General features: G+C 33.7%; 18 protein-coding genes. 4 read left to right on the top strand and 14 right to left on the bottom strand.

Going from position 1 to position 19475, the window contains the following annotated elements; genetic code table 11:
* Positions 1-6: 6 nt before the first annotated feature.
* The 13 genes from CHHT_RS01855 to CHHT_RS01795 all read right to left on the bottom strand — a co-directional run bounded on the left by CHHT_RS01855 (position 7) and on the right by CHHT_RS01795 (position 14995).
* Positions 7-2286, bottom strand: a complete 2280-nt coding sequence (locus tag CHHT_RS01855; RefSeq protein ID WP_034962296.1) for an STT3 domain-containing protein — start codon at positions 2284-2286, stop codon at positions 7-9.
* Complete coding sequence (gene pglJ, locus CHHT_RS01850; RefSeq protein WP_034962298.1) at positions 2270-3391, bottom strand: N-acetylgalactosamine-N,N'-diacetylbacillosaminyl-diphospho-undecaprenol 4-alpha-N-acetylgalactosaminyltransferase; 1122 nt, start codon at positions 3389-3391, stop codon at positions 2270-2272. The genes CHHT_RS01855 and pglJ overlap by 17 nt, the downstream gene beginning before the upstream one ends.
* Positions 3388-4431 (bottom strand): glycosyltransferase, encoded by a 1044-nt coding sequence (locus CHHT_RS01845; protein ID WP_034962300.1) that lies wholly within the window; start codon positions 4429-4431, stop codon positions 3388-3390. Before CHHT_RS01845 ends, pglJ begins: the two co-directional genes overlap by 4 nt.
* Positions 4428-5471 (bottom strand): glycosyltransferase, encoded by a 1044-nt coding sequence (locus CHHT_RS01840; protein ID WP_034962302.1) that lies wholly within the window; start codon positions 5469-5471, stop codon positions 4428-4430. Before CHHT_RS01840 ends, CHHT_RS01845 begins: the two co-directional genes overlap by 4 nt.
* Positions 5468-6997 (bottom strand): oligosaccharide flippase family protein, encoded by a 1530-nt coding sequence (locus CHHT_RS01835; RefSeq protein ID WP_034962304.1) that lies wholly within the window; start codon positions 6995-6997, stop codon positions 5468-5470. Before CHHT_RS01835 ends, CHHT_RS01840 begins: the two co-directional genes overlap by 4 nt.
* 127 nt (positions 6998-7124) lie before the next feature.
* Positions 7125-8453: a UDP-glucose dehydrogenase family protein gene (locus tag CHHT_RS01830; RefSeq protein WP_034962306.1), complete on the bottom strand. Its 1329-nt coding sequence runs from the start codon at positions 8451-8453 to the stop codon at positions 7125-7127.
* The gene (gene galE / locus CHHT_RS01825; protein WP_064019634.1) at positions 8450-9442 is read right to left on the bottom strand and encodes a UDP-glucose 4-epimerase GalE; all 993 of its coding nucleotides are present in this window, start codon (positions 9440-9442) and stop codon (positions 8450-8452) included. Before galE ends, CHHT_RS01830 begins: the two co-directional genes overlap by 4 nt.
* Positions 9443-9494: 52 nt before the next feature.
* A complete protein-coding gene (locus CHHT_RS01820; protein WP_034962308.1) occupies positions 9495-10703 on the bottom strand; it encodes an MFS transporter in 1209 nt (402 codons plus the stop codon).
* An 87-nt stretch (positions 10704-10790) separates the two neighbouring features.
* On the bottom strand, positions 10791-11033 hold the full coding sequence (locus CHHT_RS01815; RefSeq protein WP_034962310.1) for a hypothetical protein: 243 nt from the start codon (positions 11031-11033) through the stop codon (positions 10791-10793).
* A 10-nt stretch (positions 11034-11043) separates the two neighbouring features.
* Positions 11044-11862: a DNA ligase gene (locus tag CHHT_RS01810; protein ID WP_034962311.1), complete on the bottom strand. Its 819-nt coding sequence runs from the start codon at positions 11860-11862 to the stop codon at positions 11044-11046.
* Positions 11859-12917 (bottom strand): NAD-dependent epimerase, encoded by a 1059-nt coding sequence (locus tag CHHT_RS01805; RefSeq protein WP_034962313.1) that lies wholly within the window; start codon positions 12915-12917, stop codon positions 11859-11861. Before CHHT_RS01805 ends, CHHT_RS01810 begins: the two co-directional genes overlap by 4 nt.
* A gap of 9 nt (positions 12918-12926) precedes the next feature.
* The gene (locus CHHT_RS01800; protein ID WP_083427825.1) at positions 12927-14144 is read right to left on the bottom strand and encodes a nucleotide sugar dehydrogenase; all 1218 of its coding nucleotides are present in this window, start codon (positions 14142-14144) and stop codon (positions 12927-12929) included.
* Positions 14145-14185: 41 nt separating this feature from the next.
* Positions 14186-14995, bottom strand: coding sequence for a 3'-5' exonuclease (locus CHHT_RS01795; RefSeq protein ID WP_034962315.1), 810 nt, complete (start codon positions 14993-14995; stop codon positions 14186-14188).
* A gap of 59 nt (positions 14996-15054) precedes the next feature.
* Between CHHT_RS01795 and waaC the strand changes: the two genes are divergently transcribed.
* Genes waaC through rfaQ form a run of 4 tightly spaced genes read left to right on the top strand, consistent with a single transcriptional unit; the run spans position 15055 to position 18659 of the window.
* Positions 15055-16023 (top strand): lipopolysaccharide heptosyltransferase I, encoded by a 969-nt coding sequence (waaC, locus tag CHHT_RS01790; RefSeq protein ID WP_034962318.1) that lies wholly within the window; start codon positions 15055-15057, stop codon positions 16021-16023.
* On the top strand, positions 16016-16900 hold the full coding sequence (locus tag CHHT_RS01785; protein ID WP_034962320.1) for a lipid A biosynthesis lauroyl acyltransferase: 885 nt from the start codon (positions 16016-16018) through the stop codon (positions 16898-16900). Before waaC ends, CHHT_RS01785 begins: the two co-directional genes overlap by 8 nt.
* Positions 16897-17592, top strand: coding sequence for a glycosyltransferase family 2 protein (locus tag CHHT_RS01780; protein ID WP_034962321.1), 696 nt, complete (start codon positions 16897-16899; stop codon positions 17590-17592). The genes CHHT_RS01785 and CHHT_RS01780 overlap by 4 nt, the downstream gene beginning before the upstream one ends.
* Positions 17589-18659 carry a putative lipopolysaccharide heptosyltransferase III gene (gene rfaQ / locus CHHT_RS01775; RefSeq protein ID WP_034962322.1) on the top strand — a complete coding sequence of 357 codons (1071 nt, stop codon included), beginning with the start codon at positions 17589-17591 and terminating at the stop codon, positions 18657-18659. Before CHHT_RS01780 ends, rfaQ begins: the two co-directional genes overlap by 4 nt.
* Here rfaQ and CHHT_RS01770 read toward each other — a convergent pair.
* A complete protein-coding gene (locus tag CHHT_RS01770) occupies positions 18638-19408 on the bottom strand; it encodes a polysaccharide deacetylase family protein (protein WP_034962323.1) in 771 nt (256 codons plus the stop codon). The two genes, rfaQ and CHHT_RS01770, sit on opposite strands and share 22 nt — an antisense overlap.
* Positions 19409-19475: the final 67 nt, after the last annotated feature.

Raw genomic sequence — 19475 nt, 5'->3', positions numbered from 1 at the left:
CTTCTCCTATTTTTTGAGCTTATAAACTTTCGCGCTCGGATCCAAAATGACTGGCTCAAAAATATTTGTGTCATAATCTTCAAGCACGAAAAGCTTTATATATGTAGAGCCAAACATCTCTTTATCCATTATCAAAAATCTACCATAATCAGCCATATATACGATATAAAACATTCCAGTATCATCTATATGATGAATATCTTTTTTAAGCGTTCCGTTCTCGTCGTATTTTGTTTGTATGTATGTGTTTGTTCTAAACGTTTTGCCGTTAAATGATATGTTAGTTCCGTCATTTGAGATTATGATGCCCTCACTCAAAATGATACCATCTTTGCCTTGTGCAAATGAAGTTGATGGTATAAAAAACGGATCGCTAAATTCCTTACCACTGATAAGATCAAGCCTTGAAAACTTTGTTACGACTGGGAAAATTTGGATCATACGATCTGGTAAATAATAGTAGATATCGCGACTTTTTAGAGGAATAGTGAAATTTTGATCCCCTAAAGATAGCAGAAATTCATTTACATTAGGTATCCTAAAGTCTTTTAGCATTCTATTTAAATTTGAGCTCTTATTTTTATCGCTAAAGGCTTTTTCTGTGTATTCTACCTCAAGTCTAGCCATATTTGCAGAAGATTCTTGTGGCTTAGATAGAGCAAAACTCACGGCAAAGTTTTCACGCCCTAAATGTTTTCCGCCATCTATCAAAGTCTTTGTATCGCTGTAATACCTAATCCCATATCCATAATCCCACCATGCAATAGTATAATCCTCTCTATCTGCGATGTTTTTTAGCCTGTCTAAAACCTTTACTTCGCTATTCATAAATACCGTAAGCGGTTTATACTCATAAATGTGTATCATACTTGGAATGATCGCAAAAAATACTGCTAGAAATAGTATCATCATTTTAGCGTCTTTTCTAAATTTAAAATAATATAGAGTATAAACTATCACAAAAATAGGCGCTAAAAGTTTAAATTCATCTAAAAACTCACCATTTATAACCTGCAAAAATGCTAAAATTACAAACGGTAAAAAACTAAAAATTCCAACTAAATACAGTATAGTCTTACGTTGCTTTTTGTCTATTTTTATCAAATTTAAAAGGTAAGATAGTATAAATCCAAATCCAAAAGCCATAAAAGGAACAGCGTAAATAGTAAATCTAAGCCCACCTTTTAAAGCCAAAAATCCAAGAGCAACCATAGGAAGCGTTATCAAAAATAGTCTATTTTTAAAGCAAAGCAGTATGTATCCTGCTAATGAAAGCAAAAATACAACCACGCTTCCACTTATCCTCTGTGCAAAAAGAGTGGTATCTACGATGCCTGACTCCATTATAGTCTGATTTACGTTAAAATACTTAAACATCACGTCATCGCTATCGCTAACGCTTCTAAATACGTAAAATTTGAGTTGAAACCAGATAGGATTTAGTCCGCCAAAAGCTACAAAAGCCCCAAATACGACTGCAGCTACAATGAGCATAAATTTTAAATTTACTAAATTTGACCTAAATCTAAAAATCGCAAAAAGCACCAGTATGAAAATGCCTCTATAGATATACTCTATATTTGTTATGGCGACTATCATAAACAAAATAGCTTGATAGTTTAAAATATTTTTTCTATCAAAGATAAAAGTATAAAGTCCAAAAAATAGCGTAATAGCCGCATTTAAAGAGAAGCTTGATGGATACCACCAGCTATAAATAAGCATAGAAAACGAAGTGATCAAAAATGACAAACTATCTTTTTTAATACTAAGTCTTATAAGCCCCCAAAATATAAAAACCGGCATTACGATGATAAGCATATCAGTATCATAATACCCAGCCATAGTGCGGTTATAATAGCTATTTGCGATACTTGCTAGCAGTGCGGCTACAAACCCAGCTTTTATATCTCCGATCTCTCTTGCGATGAGGATTATAGGTACAACCACAAGTCCGGCTAAAAAAACGCTCAGGTAAACGAGTACGGTTTCTAGAGAAAACGGAGTTACTTTAACCAAAAAAGCACTTACTAAGCAAAGCGGAGCGTCATAAAAACTAAGATCATTTGGCTGATGAAATCCAGCTAGTAAATCCCTAGCGCCCTCTGCAAACGCATATCCGTCATTTGTGCTTATCATAAGCTGATTATTCCAAAAAAACTCAGCGTAATTACTGGCCCAATATGTCCATTCAAATCTACAAATCACGCTAAAAGCGTATGCTAAAATAATCAATATAAATGTATTTGATCTAAACAGAGACAAAAAATTAACCAAGTTTTTCATACATATCCTCTAATTCTATAGTAAGCTGCTGGGCTATTTCTTTCTTATCAAAGAGTGTTGCTCTTATGATAGCGTTTTTTTCATAAATTTTCACCCAAAGAGGCTCGTCCAAAGCTTTTTGCATAGCTCTAGTAGTGGCGACTTCATCGTTTAAAGGAACTAAAACACCCCATTCATTATCTCCAAGTAGCTCTTTTGCGCCACTTTTATGTTCGCTTGAAATGACTAGTTTAGAACAAGCAAGTGCTTCTATAAGAGCGTTTGAGAAGCCTTCAAAAAGGCTTACAAAAACAAAAGCGTAGCATTTTGACATATATTTATATGGATTATTATCAAATCCTAAAAGCTTTACTCGACCGTTTAAATTTAGCTCATTTATAACGTTTTGTAGATGCTCTTTTAAGACACCATCGCCTAGTATCAAAAGATCCTTATCGCAGTTTTTTAAATTTGCATAAGCTCTTATCAAAAGCTCGTGATTTTTACCGCTATCAAGCCTGCCAACACTCAAAAAAAACGGCTTTGTTTGGGAAATTTCATCTTTGCTTTTTTCTTTTATCTCTTCTAAGTTTAAAGCGTTGTATAGAACTCTCATTTTAGTAGGATTTATACCGAAATTATCACGTAAATCGTCTAAATTCCCTTGTGAATTTGGATAGATAAAATCAGCTTTTGGATAGAGCCATTTAAGCAGAGTTTTGCTTATACGACTTTTGAGATTTGGCACTTTATAAAGAACGCTAGGAGTCGAACACTCGTTCATCACAAGAAGTTTTTTATCGCCAAATACTCTAGCAAATCCAGCCACATAACAAGGTCTATTCATCCAAACAAAATGTAAATCAATACCCAAATTTTTACAAAGTTTTTTGTATTTTAGACCCAAAAAAGGAAGTTTTATAAGCTTCAAAAACCCATTTTCAAACGGCTTTGAACGCTCTAAAAAGTGTAGTTTTACACTGCTTGGAATTTCATAAGAAATTCTATCATTCATCAAAATCAGATGAATTTCATACTTTTTTACAAGCTCCGTTAAAAGGTTGCTCACTACTCTTTCAGCACCGCCTCCTGCCATAGAATATATAAATACACTCATCTTTTTCATTTTTCGCACTCTTTTATAAATGTTTGCCACTGATCTATGATATTTTCTATCTTAAATTGTGGTTTTCTCAAATTTGCATTTGCACTAAATTTGCTTAATAAATCGCTATTTTTTAGCATTTTTTCAAGTTTTAAGGCGTAAGCCTTAGGACTAAAGTCTTCACTTATAAATCCATCAAAGCCATCATTTATCAACTCTTTTGCCCCATTTGTAGGAGTTGAAATTCTAGCACAACCGTAAAATATGCTTTCTATTAAAACATTTCCAAGCCCTTCGCTTCTTGAGCTAAGAGTTAGAATTTTAGCTTTTTTATAAAGCTTAACAATGTCTTCTTTGTAGCCTAAAAAGTCTATTTGCAAGCCCAAATTTAGAGCTATTTTTTTAAGATCTGCTTCTAAGCTTCCACTTCCTGCTACGTAAATTTTCCATTTTTTAAGTAAATTTTTATCTATCAAACTTAAAGCTTCAAAATAAATATCGTAGCCTTTAACAAACTCAAGCCGCCCAACACTTAATATAATATCTTCTTTTTGTATATTTTCACCATTTTTAAATTCAAAAATCGGATTGTATATAATGGCTCTATTTTTGACAAATTTATAATACTCAAAATCAGCCTTACTAAGCACACTAAGTCCGCTAGCAAATCTATAGCTAAAATCCCTGATAAATCTCCAAATCCTGGACTTCAAAAGGTCGTGGCTAACGTGTTCTGTTATAATCAAATTTCTTTTCATAAACATAGTTGAAATTATCAAATTTATATTTGTTTGATCCATAAACGAGATGATGACGTCTGGTTTTTTACTTTTTATGAATTTTCTTATAGTTATAAATTTGCTAAATTTAGATAAAAGACTTGTATTTTGATATATATTTAAATGCGTCTTTTTACACTTAAAATCATAAAGATGAAGATCTTCTTCAAAATACACTATTTCACAACTATGATTTATCTCTAAAAAAGCGTTACTTAAAGCTTGCAAAACTCGCTCAGCTCCACCGTTTCTAATGGCCGATATAAAAAAAAGTATTTTCATTTTACGACTTCTTTTATCAAATTTTCCCACTCTTTAAAAATAGTTTCCAGCTCAAATTTATCTCTTTTAGATCTTGCATTTTCAACCAAGCTTAGATCATATCCTAAAGCTATTTTGATCTTTTTGGCTAAACTTTGTGGCTCAAAATCTTCGCTTAAAAGACCATCAAATCCATCATTTATCAGTTCTTTTGCGCCGCTTGTAGGAGTCGCCACCCTAAGGACGTCGTAAAAAATCGCCTCTATGAGGGCATTTCCTAGCCCTTCACTTCTTGAGCTAAGAGTTAGTATTTTTGCTTTTTTATAATAATCAGATATATTATTTACCGCTCCTTTAAACTCTACATTTAGCCCTAAATTTAAAGCTAATTTACATAAGCTCTCTTTATCTTCTCCATCGCCCAAAACAGCTATTTTCCAGTCTTTTAGATCGTCTTTTATCAAATTTAAACTGCGTAAAAAGATATCGCAACCTTTTACTTTTATAAGGCGTCCTACAAACAAGATCAAATTTTCTTTTTCTAGTTTGGTATCAAAACCATTTAAAAACATAGGATTATAGATTACTTTTGATTTTACAAAATCATAATGTCTCAAATCCTCTTTTGTAAGAACGACAAGAGCATCTGCAAGCGGATAAAAAATTCTTTTTAATATCTGCCATTTTATGCTTAGAAATTTATGATAACTATGCTCAGTTATGATAAGTCTGCTTTTTAAGCCCAAATTTGCTAGTGTTACAAGTAAATTCGTACTATCCATAAACGACACAACTAGATCAAATTTTTCATCTTTTATAAATTTTCTTATCCAAAATATCTTGCCAAATCTCTTTTTTAAATTTCCCCAAATTCCCTTGTCACTTACGCTTAAACCCGGCTCTTTTAGCTTTACTTCATCTCCCAACTCATAAAACGGCTCGTCGTTATCGAATTTTAAAAGAGTTACGTCAAAACATTGACTAAATTTATGAGCTAAAGTGCTAGCGACTCTCTCAGCACCACCTGCCCTAAGAGTCGAGATGACAAATAAAACCTTCATAGGCTTCTCCTATTTTTTATTTTGTTCAATACTAAGCTAAATTTTCTCATCAAAACAGACATCTCAAATTTGTCAAATATAAAAAACAGACTCAAAGCATATCCGACCAAAAGCATAAAAAATCCATAAAGTACAAATTTACTCCAAGTAGTTATCACAAAAAAGCTATGCATCACATATAAACAAGCTAAAATAACGGCAAAAACAGAAACATTTCTTAAAAATACCGGATAAAATAGACTCATTTTTTGATTTAAATTTACTCCGGCATTTGGTATATCAAATAAAATTATTCTAGCCAAATATCCGCTACTTGCGCAAATCGCGATAGAATAAAGCCCGAAATCTTTTATAAAAATCAGCTGAAAAGTAACAACACTAAAAGACATAATAAGATTTGCGATGGCAGGGCGTTTAAGCTTGTTTGTAACCGTGTTTAAACTAAGAAGAGGCTGCATAGCTGCTATAAAAATTACTGGTATTAAAGCGATGAGAGAAAGATTGTAAATAAAACTTATCTCATAAGCAGTTTTAAAAGGTAGCCAAAGAGTATAAAATTCGCTTCCAAGCACTGCAAATACAGCTACTGGAGAGATACTTATAAAAGCCAACGTTTTTAAGCAAAACTTCACTTCGTTTATGAGATCATTTATGCTTTGTTTTGAGTATAACTCTATAAATTTAGGCATAAAAGTCGCGCCAACAGTACCTATAAATGACTCAGCTATCAAAATAGCAGCTTTTGATACAGAGAGAATTCCCATAGAAGCTGCATTTATAAAGATATTGCAAAGCAGCAAGTCAATACCATTTATCAAAGTATGACTTAGCATATTAAAGCTATTCCAAGTTCCTGAGTTTATGAGTTTTCTGATTAAGCTTAGCCTAAAATACTTCAGCCTAAACTTAAGCCCGGTTTGTAGTTTTTTCGTTATATAAATCGCGCTGACAAATACAAAAATCGACGCTAATAACGCAGAAACCGCGGTGTAGTAGATCATCGGCTTAAAAATATAAAAAAGCGCCACCAAAACAAACGCGAAAATCGCAGTCGAAATGGCATTTCTAACTGAAATCATATAAAGCTTGTTTTTCACAAAAGCACTTATGGTTAAAACCGCGTTAAAAAGTCCTAAACAAAAATTTATAAAATAAAACGCCATAGTGAGCTTGACATCGTCCACTAAGGCTTCTGAAACGTTTATAAACTCTTTTAAATTTAGTATAAAAGCAGAACAAACCACGCAGATAAAAATACAAAATATGAAATTTACGGCAAGAACAGATGAGTAGTATTTGCTTGCTTGCAAGAGGTTTCCTCTGTGGTATTCATACGCCACAAAGCGTCCTGCGACTGAGTTTATAACCAAAGTTAAGATATAACCGTAATTTACAAATGAGTTTGCAAGGCCTAAAAATCCATACGCTTCATCTCCTAAAACCTTTAAGATAAAAGGAGTTAAAAAGAAATTTATAAGCATCTGAAGACTAAAAACTACGATACTTGATATAAGATTTAAAGCCATTGCAAACAAATCACTTTATTTTGTAGATAAATAAATTCATCTTTTCAAAACCTATAAAGTTATGCATTTTGCATTGCAAAAATTTATATTTAGTAAGTAAATGTCATTTTTAGACACTTTTTTAAATTTAAAAATCATTAGCAACACCTATCTCAAAATATATAAATCCAAGCTCTTTTAAAATATTTCTATCATACTGATTTCGTCCATCAAATATAATAGGAGTTTTAAGGCGATTTTTCATCTCTATAAAATCGGGAGATCTAAACTCACTCCACTCAGTCAGTAACGCTACGCAATCAGCATCATTTAAAGCATCATATTTGTTTGGAGCATAAACCACATCTAAATCTTTAAAATAAATTTTAGCTTCAGCATAAGCTTTTGGATCAAAAACCTGTACTTTAGCTCCATTTTTTATAAGTAACTTTATAATAGTTATGGAAGTTGCTTCCCTCATATCATCAGTATTTGGTTTAAATGCAAGCCCCCAGATTGCTATAGTTTTACCTTTTAAATTGCTATTAAAATATGTATTTATCTTATCAAAAATCACTCTTTTTTGAGCTTTATTTCTATCTTCAACTGCTTTTAAAACCAACGGATCTATACCGTTTTGTTTAGCGGTGTAGATAAGTGCTTCAACGTCTTTTGGAAAACAGCTTCCACCATAACCGCATCCAGGATAGATAAAACTGTATCCTATACGAGAGTCGCTTCCAATCCCGCGCCTAACCATATTTATATCTGCTCCGACTTTTTCACAGATGGTAGCCATCTCATTTATAAAACTGATTTTAGTAGCAAGCATAGAGTTTGCAGCGTATTTCGTCATCTCTGCACTTTTTACATCCATCTCTATAAGGCGGTTATGATTTCTCATAAACGGCGCGTAAAGCTCTCTTAAAGCATTAAATCCAAACTCACTACTAGCTCCTACCACAACGCGATCAGGCTTTAAGAAATCCTCAACAGCAGCTCCTTCTTTTAGAAACTCAGGATTGCTAACTACTTCAAATTTGATCTCCACGCCTCTATTTTGCTGCTCTTTTGATATAACTTCGCTTACTTTATGCGCAGTTCCTACTGGAACTGTACTTTTATCGACCACGACGAGTGGGCGCTGCATATGTTCGCCTATGCTTTTTGCAACTTGTAAAACATATCTTAAATCCGCTTGTCCATCTCCGCCCATAGGCGTACCGACTGCTATAAAAACAACATTAGCAAAGCTTAAAGCTCCTTTGATATCTGTGCTAAATCTTAAATTTTGCTTCTCATAATGCTCGATTACTATCTCTTTAAGACCTGGTTCATAAATTGGGATAATGCCTTGTTTTAGATTTTGTATTTTTTCTTCTGCGACGTCTATACAAATAACATCGTTACCCATCTTTGCAAAACAAGCTCCACTGACTAATCCAACATATCCTATACCTACTACTGCTATTTTCATTTAAGTTTTTTCTCCCACTCTAAAGCTGAGCTAATGATGAGCTCCAAACTCTCGCGAGTCGGTTTCCAACTAGTTTTATTTCTAAGCCTACTAGCGTCTGATATAAGCATAGCTGGATCTCCCTCACGGCGCGGGGCGTTTAATACTTTAAAATCCACTCCGCTGACTTTTTTAGCTGTTTCGATGACTTCTTTTACACTAAATCCTCTACCATAGCCAACATTAAATATATCACTATCATTTGTTTTTAGATATTCAAGTACGGCCAAATGAGCACTCGCAAGATCTTCTATATGGATGTAATCCCTTATGCAAGTTCCATCTTTTGTAGCATAATCACTCCCAAAAATACTCATACTTTCTCTTTTTCCAGTAATCGTCTCAGTGGCTACTTTGATTAAGTGAGTCGCATTTGGATAGTTTTGACCGATAAGCCCATCCGTGCTTGCTCCAGCTACGTTAAAATAACGCAAAATACCAAATTTAAAATCCCTGTTTGCAAGCGCGGCGTCTTTTAAGATCCATTCTGTCATGAGCTTGCTTCTACCGTATGGATTGATCGGATTTTGCTCACTTTGTTCATCAACTACGCCGCTACTAGGCTCCCCATAAGTAGCAGCAGTCGAGCTAAATATAAACTTACTCACACCGTGTTCAACAGCTAAATTTATTAAATTTGCGGCGTTTGCCGTGTTATTTAGATAATATTTCAGTGGTTTTACCGTACTTTCAAATACTTCTATATACGCTGCAAAATGTATGATCGCTTCAAAATTACGCTCTCTAAAAATCTCCCTAAGGCTAGAAGTGTCTTCTAAAGAGCATTTTATAAACTCAAATTTCCCAACTTTTTCAAGCGTTACTAACGCCTCTTTACTTCCTGTGTAGAAATTATCTACAACTGTTATATTATGCCCACCCTCTTCTAACAGAGCTTTTAAAACGTGAGAGCCGATATATCCAGCTCCTCCGGTTATCAAGATATTCATTTTTCGCCTTTGTCTTGCTTTAAATTTAGTGGTTATTATAGCTAGTTTGGGCTTAAAGATTATCTTGCATTCTAAATATATAAAACAAAATAAAAAATATCACTATAAATCCAAAAGAAATCAAATTTAGCACTTCCCAACCACCACTTGCTAGCACAAATCCTACGCTAGAACTTGCTAACAAATTTGCTCCAAAAATGCTAATGGCATTTAGACCTTGTAAGCGTAGTTTATACTCTGAGTTTATGGCATTTAGCATAAATGTTCCGCCATTAAAACTAAAAGCCCAGCCGATACCAACAAGCACTAAACTCACCCAAAATCCCCAAAAACTCACGCTAAAAAGTGCTACCAAAACAGCAATCAAATAAAACAAAATCCCAAGTAAAATAAGCCTAAACGGACTTAAATTTTTCATAAAAAACGCTAAAAATAAGCTTGGTGCATACATAGCTATGAAGTGCCACACAAGCACACTTTTAGCTTCGTCATAGCTAAATTTATATTCACTCATCGCAAGTGGTGCTGCGTTCATAATGAGCGTCATAAATGCAAATCCAAAAGCGCAAGCTAGCGTAGCAAGAATGAAATTTGGCTCTTTTAAGCAAGTTAGTAAAGGAACTTTTTGAGATGGTTTTTTAGTATTTGGTGAAGTAAGCGTTAATGGCAGAGTAATAGCAAAATTTATAGCACAAAGCAAAAGCACAAATAAAAATGAGCCAACAAAAGGCGTATCAAATATCAAAGTGCCGATGTTTGCTAAATTTGGTCCTAAAATACCACCCATTATCCCACCTGCTACGACAAAGGCTGTAGCTCTGTTTTTGTCATTTTGCGTAGCTAAATTTAGAGCTTCATTAGCTAAAAATCTATAAAATTGATTAAGCGCAGTAAAAAATCCGAGCAAAAAAGTCGCAAAACAAAATAGATAAAATAGCCCAGACACTAGTGAAAACATAGCAAAACCAGCGCCCAAACAACCAATCAAAGAAGCATATAAAAAGACCTTTTTTCTACCAAATTTTTGCATTAAATTTGATGAAAAAAATACAGCTATAAAAGCTCCACAAAGCGTAGCAGAGATAGGAAGCGAGGCAAAACTACTGTTATAACAATGCAGACAACTAGGAGCCTTAGCATACAAAATACCATCAAGCAGCCACTTTCCAGCTAATCCACTACTAAAAGTTAGCAAAGAGACAACAGCGCCACTAAAACCTTGCCCTAAAAGCAATAAAATGATATTTTTGTTTAGAAACATTTATTTTTTTGCCTTTTAAATTTATATCATTTTAAGCAATCATGGTTAGTTTTTGGATTAAAAAACGCCTACTTTTGAAAGCGTATATCACCAATCCCTCTTCTTACTTTCTAGCTTTTCATCCATATAATTCCAGCCTTTTATGCACCATTCAAGCTCAGCTGAGTCTTTAGCATATCTATCAGTACATTCCCATTTACCTTGTCCTAACTGTCTATAGATAGAACCTTCATTATGATATTTTCTCTCAAAAGCGTTACTAGCTTCGTTTATAGGCCACGCACCAGCGCTCATAGCAAATACTATGGCTAAAAAACATACTTTTTTCATATTTTATCCTTTATCTTGTTAAATTATTATCACTTCTAACACGTAAAAATATGGGAAATCTAGGCTTTAAATTTTTGGTTAAATTTTGATATTTATAAGTAATAATGCTACCTATTTTTGGCGGATTTCGCCTTTGCTCATCGCTAAATCCAGAGCCGATCTTAAGCTCTACATTGCTAAAAATATCAACACAAATAAGCGAACCCAAAAGCCCTTCAAATTTACCTTTACCACTTTGTAGTTTGACGACTTTGCATTCACTATCTTTAAATTTTTTGAGCTTTAAAATTTCACCACTTCTACCGTTTTTATAAGGCACATTTGCATTTCTTACGACTACGCCCTCACCGCCACCACTAATAACCTCATCTAAAAACGCAAAAGCATCTTGGTTTGAGTTTATTTTTATTTGTTCTATTACTCGTATAAAATTATTTGGATTTTCTTTTAAAAACTCACGCAACACTTCTAGTCGCTCACGTAAATTTCCCTTAGCGTTTGGCACGTCAAATACCATAAATTTGATATTTGCCCAACCTTTATCATCAAAAGAGCTTACCACTGAGCTGATAAACTCGAACTCGCCTCTTTTGCTCCAAAGCTCGCCATCTATAGCAAAACTCGGAAAATCTTTTAGCCACCATTTTGGAGCGTTGATGATCTTAGCATTTCTGCTTTTCAAATTCTTACCATCCCAGATAGCTCTCACACCATCATACTTTTCACTAGCATACCAATCACTTAAATTTTCATCGCTATACTCTTTTAATAGCATAACTTCGGCTTTTAAACCTAAAAATACGGATAATAATAGAGCTAAAAACTTCAAATTTTTACTTTATAATAGTCCACATACCACTTCACAAATCTTGCAACTCCGTCATTTACGCTAGTATTTGGCTTATAGTCAAAGTCCTCTATTAGATCGCTCACATCGGCGTAAGTCGAAGGAACATCGCCTGCTTGAAGCGGCATAAGATTTTTTTTGATTTCTCGTCCTAGTTTTATCTCGATCGCCTTTATATAGTCCATTAGCGAGGTTGGAGAGTTATTACCAATATTATAAATTTTATAAGGCGCGTTTGAAGTAGCTGGATCTGGATTTTTAGCGTCCCAAGCTAAATTTGGAGTAGCTGGATTATCAACGCATTTCATTATACCTTTTACGATATCAGCTACGTAAGTGAAGTCTCTTTTCATCTTTCCGTAGTTATAAACATCAATAGTTTTACCCTCTAAGGCAGCTTTGGTAAATAAAAACAGAGCCATATCTGGACGTCCCCACTCGCCATAAACGGTAAAAAATCTTAGTCCAGTCGTGCTAAGTCCAAAAAGATGACTATAAGTGTGAGCCATAAGCTCGTTTGATTTCTTGCTTGCAGCGTATAGACTGATAGGATGATTTACGCTCTCGTGGGTGGAAAACGGCATTTTTTCATTTAGTCCATAAACTGAGCTTGAGCTTGCATATACTAGGTTTTTCACGCCGTGATGACGACAGCACTCAAGTATATTTGTAAAGCCTAAAATATTGCTATTTATATAAGCGTGTGGATTGATGAGTGAGTAGCGAACTCCTGCTTGCGCGGCTAAATTTATGACACAGTCAAACGAGCTCTCTTCAAAAAGCTTTTGCATGGTTTTAAGGTCACTTAAATCTGCTTTTATAAAGCTTAAATTTGGATAAATACTAGAACTAACAGCTATGTTTTCTTCTATATTTTCACGTTTGATACCAAGCTCGTTTAGCCTTGCGTATTTTAAATTTATATCGTAATAATCATTTATGCAGTCAAATCCGACCACCGTGTCGCCACGCTTAGCTAGCTCACGGCTTAGATGAAATCCTATAAATCCGGCTGTTCCAGTAACTAAAATCTTCATAAGCCGCCCTTAAATTCGTTTGATTTTATAAGACAAGCATTTGCTAAAATCTACGCTTAAAAACTCTTTATGTGCTACAGCCAAGATCACGCATTCATATCCATCTAAATTTAAATTTTCTAGAAGTTCCAAGCCGTACTCTTTTTTCACATCATTTGCGTCCGCCCAAGGATCATAAACATCTACATTACAGCCAAACTCTTTAAGCTCTTTTATCACATCGATAACTCTTGAGTTGCGAATATCAGGGCAGTTTTCTTTAAAAGTGATCCCAAGCACCAAAACTTTAGCACCATTTACTTTCAAACCGTTTTTTATCATCATTTTAACAGACTGATTTGCATGGTAAATTCCCATATTGTCATTTATCCTACGTCCTGCTAAAATGATCTCTGGATGATAGCCGATCTCTTCTGCTTTATGCGTAAGATAGTATGGATCTACGCCGATGCAATGCCCACCCACAAGTCCTGGGCGGAAATTTAAAAAATTCCATTTTGTAGCTGCTGCGTCAAGCACTTCATTCGTGTCTATCTTCATCTTGTCAAATATCATAAGTAGCTCATTTACAAAGGCGATATTTATGTCGCGTTGCGTATTTTCTATGACTTTTGCAGCTTCGGCTACTTTTATGCTACTAGCCTTATAAACCCCTGCTTTTATGATCTTGCTATAAACAGCTTCTACGGTTTCAAGGGCTTTAGGACTACTTGCGGAGATGATTTTTTTGATTTTTGTAACGGTGTGCTCTTTATCACCGGGATTTATACGCTCAGGACTGTATCCACACTCAAAATCCACGCCAAATTTAAGTCCGCTAGTCTCAAGCACAGGCACGCACTCATCTTCAGTAACTCCTGGATAAACCGTGCTTTCATATACTACTATATCGCCTTTTTTAAGCACTTTTGCTAAACTCGCGCTTGATTTATAAAGCGGAGTGAGATCTGGGCGATTATTTTTATCTATCGGTGTTGGAACGGTGACTATGTAAAAGTTACACTCTCTTATGTCATCTAAATTTATACTAAATTTCATACCGTTTTTTAACACTTTAGTCATCTGCATAACGTCAAGTTCAAGAGTCCTATCGATACCATTTTTTAGCTCATTTATTCGTTTTTCATTTAGGTCAAATCCTACAACGCTAAAAGCGTCACTAAACGCCGCAGCTAAAGGCATTCCGACGTATCCAAGACCGATAATCCCTATTTTTATATCTCTCATTTTTTCTCCTAAAGTTTTTTAAAATTATGCCAAAAATAATATTAACTAAGCCTTTTTAGCTCATCTTCTACATATCTGCAAAATACGTCAGTATAGCTCATACCTTGCTTTTGATCATTTAAAAATTCACTCATCACACTTATATAATTAGCGTAATCATCTTTTGTCAAATTTCCTCTTAAAAGCTCGTATTTTAAAAATAACCAGTAAGTATTTAAAGTATCGCTTTCGCAGTATTCATTTATCTTATCAAGCTTGGCATCGTAAAACATCTCAAGGACTTGATCGCCGTGCACGTCGTACTTTCCAGGTAAATTTAAGCTACTACAAAGATGATCTAGCTTTAGTCCACTTACTGATCTAAACTCGCTGATATGATCAAGCAAATCCAAATGAAAAATACCATCATATCTACTTCTGTAATTTGTCCATTTATCCTTACCGTTTTCTTTATCATTCACATCAAAATACGATGGAGAGGATATATTGTAGCGCATCGCCCTGATCATAAGCATAGGGATATCAAATCCACGACCATTAAAACTCACCAAGCGCGGATTAAATTTATTAATAAACTGGATAAATTTAGTTATTTTTTCCTCTTCGTCTTGCCCTTGCATCGTTGAAACTCGCAAAAATCTGCCGAATTTATCAGCCATAACAGCCGATATAGCAACGACTTTATGAAAACAAACTGGTAAAAACTCGCTACCGGTGTTCTCTTTTTGCTCACTCATAGCGCGTTTAGCAACTTCCTTATCGTCTCCTTCATAGCCAAAAACTTTTCTCAAAGTATCACTGTCTGGCACAGTTTCACAATCAAATACGCAAATATGATCACTCTTTATCATTTTACCTACTTTTTAGAATATTTTTTATACAATCATACCAAAAAACAATGGAAAAATAGTTGAAAATAGCCATCATAAAACTCTCTAGCCTTGGCGATATAGTACATACGGTCATAGTTTTGCAATTTATAAAAAAATATTGCAAAGCAGCGGAAATTTCGTGGTTTGTAGATGAAAAGTTTGGCTCCATTTTAGACTCTCATCAAGATATCAAAGAGGTTGTAAAACTTCCTTTAAAAGATAAAAAATTTGTAAAAACTTATAAGATTTTATCTAAATTTAGAAATAAATTTGATATCATCATCGACTTTCAAGGACTTATAAAATCAGCTATCGTCGGGCGAATTCTAGGAAAAAATGTAGTAGGATTTGACAAACTTAGCGTAAAAGAGCCACTTTGCAGTATGTTCTATAGCACAAAAATTAACTGCGATTATAATGAAAATATAATAATTAGAAATTTAACTCTAGCAAGCAAGGCTCTTGATTTTAAATTTAACACAAACCAGATAGATAATAAACTGCCGTGTTTTGCAGCTAGCGACGACGATTTTGATTTTTTAGATAAAAATAGTAAAAATCTACTTATAGCTCCATTTGCAAGCGAAAAAAGCAAATGCTACGACAAATTTAAAACGGTGATAAATGGGCTAAAAGAGTGCAATATCCTTATAAGTTTTGGTTCGCAAAAAGAAAAAGAAAAAGCATTAGAGCTTACAAAAAATACTCATGCTAAGCTGCTTCCAGCGCTTAGTTTAAATCGCGTGATAAATCTTATAAACAAAGTTGATTTGGTCATAGGAAACGATAGCGGTATAACTCACATTGCGTGGGCGCAAAACAGAGCTTCTATAACTATTTTTGGTAATCGTCCAAGCAGACGAAATGCTTATAAAACAGATAAAAATATAGTGCTAGACGCAGGCAAAAAAGTAGATGCAAAATGTATTGATAAAAGCGATTTTTGCGTATGCGATATAGATCCAAATTTAGTTATAAAAGAGGCAAAAAGGCTACTTAATGAGTGATATGATTTATCTATTTTTATATAAATTTTTTAAATTTATAGTAACTTATACTCCGCAGTCTTTGCAAAGTCCGTTTTTTACGGCACTTGCGTATATTTTTTATAAATTCGATAAAAAACATACAAATATTATGAGAGTAAATTTAAAAATGTGCTTTCCAGAATTTACAGAACAAAAAATAGAAAAAATCATAAAAGCGACATATAGGAATTTTGGATATTTTGGAGCTGATTTTTTACGAAATCAAGATAGCACAAAAGAAAATATACTAAATAAAGTTAGTTTCAAAAATGAAAATATACTGCTGGACGCATTAGCCACAAAACGCCCTATCATAGTGCAAACTGCGCATTATGGAAACTGGGAGCTTTTTAGTCTTGCGATGGCAGCAAAGTTTGGTAGTGTTTCTATAGTTGGTAGAAACCTTGATAGCAGTGTTATGGATCAAATTTTAAGCAAAAATAGAACAAAATTCGACATAGAGCTTATACCGAAAGACGGCGGTGCGAGAGATATTCTTAAAGCTCTTAAAAATAGACGTATGCTTGGAATTTTGGTAGATCAAAATACAGCCAAAAAAGACGGAGTTCAGTGTGAGTTTTTCGGTAAAAAGATAATGCACACCCCAGCTGCTAGTATCTTTGCTAGCAAAACAGGAGCTATTATCATTCCTGCTTTTATAAAACGCATTTCAAGAAATAAAAACGAAATTTGCTTTTTTAAAGAAATTTTAGTTGAAAATTATGGAGAAAATAAGCTTCAAAAGGCAACTCAAGCTCAAAGCGACGCTACTGAGCAGATGATAAAAGATAAGCCGGATGAGTACTTTTGGATGCATAAAAAATTTAAACATTTTTATGAGGAAATTTATAAATGATAAGCTTTATAGTGCTGACTTTCAACAGTGAAAAATATCTCAAAGAAGTGTTATCAAGCATATCTTGGACCGATGAAATCGTGGTAGTAGATAGCGGCTCAAACGATAAAACTTTAAAAATCTGTTCTGAATTTAAAAACGTTAAAATCACTTGCCAAAAATGGCTTGGATTTGGTGCACAAAAACAGCTCGGTGTTGATTTATCAAAAAACGAATGGATCTTTGTGCTTGATAGCGATGAAGTAATTACTAAAGAGCTTAAAAACGAAATTATAGATGAGCTTAAAAATCCTAAATTTAAAGCATACAAAATTGCTAGGCTAAATTATTTTTTTGGTAAGCCAATTAGAAAAATGGGGCTTTATCCAGACTATACAATAAGATTTTTCAATAAAAATTATGCTAAATTTGACGGTAGAAGCGTACATGAAAGCGTGATTACTAACTCAAAAATAGGAGTACTAAAAAATCACTTTATCCACCATGCTTATGAGAGCGTGGAGCAGTTTATAAATAAACAAAACAGCTACTCAAGCCTAAATAAAAAATCAAATAGAATAAAAGCTGTACTTAATCCTTGCTGGACTTTTTTTAAATTATATATCTTAAAAGGTGGTTTTTTGGAAGGTTGGAATGGCTTTATTATTGCTAAACTTTATAGTGAATATACATTTTGGAAGTATATAAAATGAAAATTTTAGTAATGAAATTTAGAAATATAGGCGATGTCTTGCTCACAACTCCTTTATTAGAAAATTTAAAACACTATTACCCTGATGCAAAGATACATTTTGCTTTAAATAAAGGCTGTGAGGCAATGATAGAAGGTAATCCAAATGTAGATAAAATCCATATATATGATAGAAATGAAGTAAAAAAGACAACTATTTTTAAGCGCATTTATCTTGAATATAAATTTGCAAAAGATCTAAAAAATGAGAAATTTGATATCGTTATCCAAACTACAAAAGGAGACAGAGGTCTCATCATAGCCAAGTTTTGCGGTGCAAAAACAGTTGTATCCTATTTGGCTAAAAATCGCATTTTTAATAAATTTATAACTCACAAAATAAAAGAACAAGGCTCTACACATACAGTACTAGCAAATTTAGACGCACTCAAAGCTTTAGGATATGAGCCAAAAAATGCTAGAGTTAAGATATATTTCGATGACTACTCACAAGATTCTAAATTTAAAAATATACCAAATAAATTTATCCATATTCATCCTATGAGCAGATGGCTTTTTAAATGTATAGATGATGAAACTTTGGCTAAAATTATAGATTTTTGCGAACTAAATTTAAATCAAAAAGTAGTATTAACCTGTGATAAAAACCGAGTAGAGCTTGAAAAAATGGAAAATATACTCAAAAATTGCCGTACAAAACCTGTGCTATTTTTAGGAAATTTGAGCTTAAAAGAAGTAGCGTTTTTAAGCTCAAAATCAGAACTCTTTATAGGAGTAGATACTGCAATTATGCATATAGCAGCAGCCAATCATGTGCCTTGCATAGCATTTTTTGGACCTAGCGGAGCATTTCATTGGGGACCTTGGGATAACTCTTGTATAAAAAGCGGATATACGCAAAAAAACGGTATTCAAACGATGGGAAAACACAAAGTTATCCAAAAAAACTTAGATTGCGTTCCTTGCGGGAAAGATGGTTGTAACGGCTCAAAAAGGAGCGATTGTCTTATAAATTTAGACTTAAATTTGATAAAAAATAGTATATCTCAGTTCTTCAAAGCTGAGTAAAAACTTCCTAAAATATCATTTTGATATATAAATAGCGTCTTTTTTAACCATTTAGCGTCTTTTTTAACCGCAACTCTTTTTATATATTTTAAATTATTATCAGGTTTATTTATACCTCGTTTCGTGGTATAAAATATCTCATAACCGATCTTTTTTGCCGCTTGCAACTTGTTTTCATCATATTGTCCGCGCGGCCAACAAAGATGAGCATCATCAAATCCTAAGCGATCTTTTATTATCTTTTTACAAGCAAAAATATCATCTTCAAATCTTAAATTTCCGAAATAAGCATCATCATGCCCATTTGTATGAGAGTGAAAATCAAAAACATCTTTCATTTTTTCCACCTCATCCCAGCTTAGAAACAAACTAGCAGGCTCGCTGATAGCTTTTTGTTTTGCTTCTTTATGCGATAACGCTCTAAACTCGGCTTTTCTAAGTGCATTTTGCTCGCTTGCTTTTTCTATCCAACTAGTCACTAAAAACAGAGTTGCATTTAAACCATATCTCTTCAAAATTGGATAAGCGTAGTAATAATTATCTCTCCAACCATCATCAAAAGTTATAAAAACGCTCTTTTTGGGTAGTTTAAGCTCACCTTTTTTAAATTTCAAAAATTCATCTGAACTTAAAGTTTTATAACCATTTTGACTAAGAAACTTCATTTGAGACTCAAATTCGCTAAGACTGCTAGCGATAAATCCTGATTTTGGCAAAACATGATGATACATAAGAACGGTTATACTCATATCTAATCTTTTTATAATAAAAAAAATAGTATTCTTACAAAAAAACAGAGGTTAAATTTGTACGTTA

It is taken from the genome of Campylobacter hyointestinalis subsp. hyointestinalis, assembly GCF_013372145.1.
Classification (GTDB): Bacteria; Campylobacterota; Campylobacteria; order Campylobacterales; family Campylobacteraceae; genus Campylobacter; species Campylobacter hyointestinalis.
Note: the sequence above shows the minus strand (reverse complement) of the source record. Positions and strands in the feature narration are given on the sequence as shown.